General features: G+C 66.0%; 1 protein-coding gene and 1 pseudogene. Both read right to left on the minus strand.

All coding sequences use genetic code 11. From position 1 onward, the window contains the following. The coding region (locus F9B16_RS50480; RefSeq protein WP_404800603.1) for an alpha-amylase family glycosyl hydrolase at window positions 1–547 on the minus strand (547 nt) is incomplete at its 3' end. Window positions 548–609: 62 nt separating this feature from the next. Continuing rightward, window positions 610–1,055 (minus strand): annotated as a pseudogene (locus F9B16_RS50485) (alpha-1,4-glucan--maltose-1-phosphate maltosyltransferase); the annotation flags it as partial.

Consider the following 1,055-nt stretch of genomic DNA (forward strand, 5'->3'; position numbering starts at 1 on the left):
AGGTCCAGTTGGAGGATTCGGTGTCGACGAAGATGATGCGGGCGTCGGGGTATTTGTCGTCGGTGTCGTTCCACATGTAGAAGTCGCCGAACGGCCCGTCCGGATCCGTCCGCGACGCCTGGAACCAGGAATGCTGGTCGCTGGTGTGGTTCATCACCAGGTCCGCGATGACGCGGATGCCCCGCGCGTGCGCCTGCTCGATCAGTTCCACGAAATCGCCGAGCTCCCCGAAGTCGGGAAGGATCCTGGTGTACTCGGCGATGTCGTAGCCGCCGTCCTTCAGCGGTGACTGGTAGATCGGCAGCAGCCAGAGGCACTCGACGCCCAGCCATTCCAGGTGGTCGAGTTTGGAGATCAGGCCGCGCAGGTCGCCGTAACCGTCATTGTTGGAGTCGGCGAAGCCCCGCACCGACACCTCGTAGAACACGGCGGTCTTGAACCAGTGCGGGTCGCGCGGCGTCTCGGGGCTGAACGCGTCCGGGACGGGTTCCGACGCGGGCGGGACCGCGTCCGGGGGGATCTCGGTGACGGGCTCGTCCCTGGGCACCGGGCCGGGTCCGGGAGTCGGGCCGGGCGTCGGGGAGGGAGGCTGTGGTTCGTTCGGTCCGCTCAACTCTCGCTGCTCCGGAACGTGAAGATGTGCGCCGGTCGAAGGTGCGGGTCCAGGTAGACGTAATTGGCCTTGCGCCACGTGTAGGTCGATCCGTCCAGCTCGTCGTGGACGGTGAAAGGACGGTCCGGGTCGTCGGGAAGGCCCAGTGCGGTGAGGTCGAGGTGGACCGTCGCTTCGCGTGGCTGGTGCGGGTTGAGGTTGACGACCGCCAGAACGACGTCGTCCATATGCCGTTTCGAGAAGGCGAGCAGTTCGGGCTGGTCGATGTAATGGAAGTTCAGGTTCCGCAGCAGCTGGAGTGCGGGGTGCGCGTTGCGGAGCGTGTTGAGTTGGGTGATGAGGGGGGCGATGGTGGTGTTGTCGCGGTCGGCGGCTTCCCAGTCGCGGGGGCGGTACTGGTATTTCTCCGAGTCGCGGTATTCCTCGCTGCCGGGGCGGACGG

The sequence above is a fragment of the Actinomadura montaniterrae genome, assembly GCF_008923365.1.
GTDB classification, from domain to species: domain Bacteria; phylum Actinomycetota; class Actinomycetes; order Streptosporangiales; family Streptosporangiaceae; genus Spirillospora; species Spirillospora montaniterrae.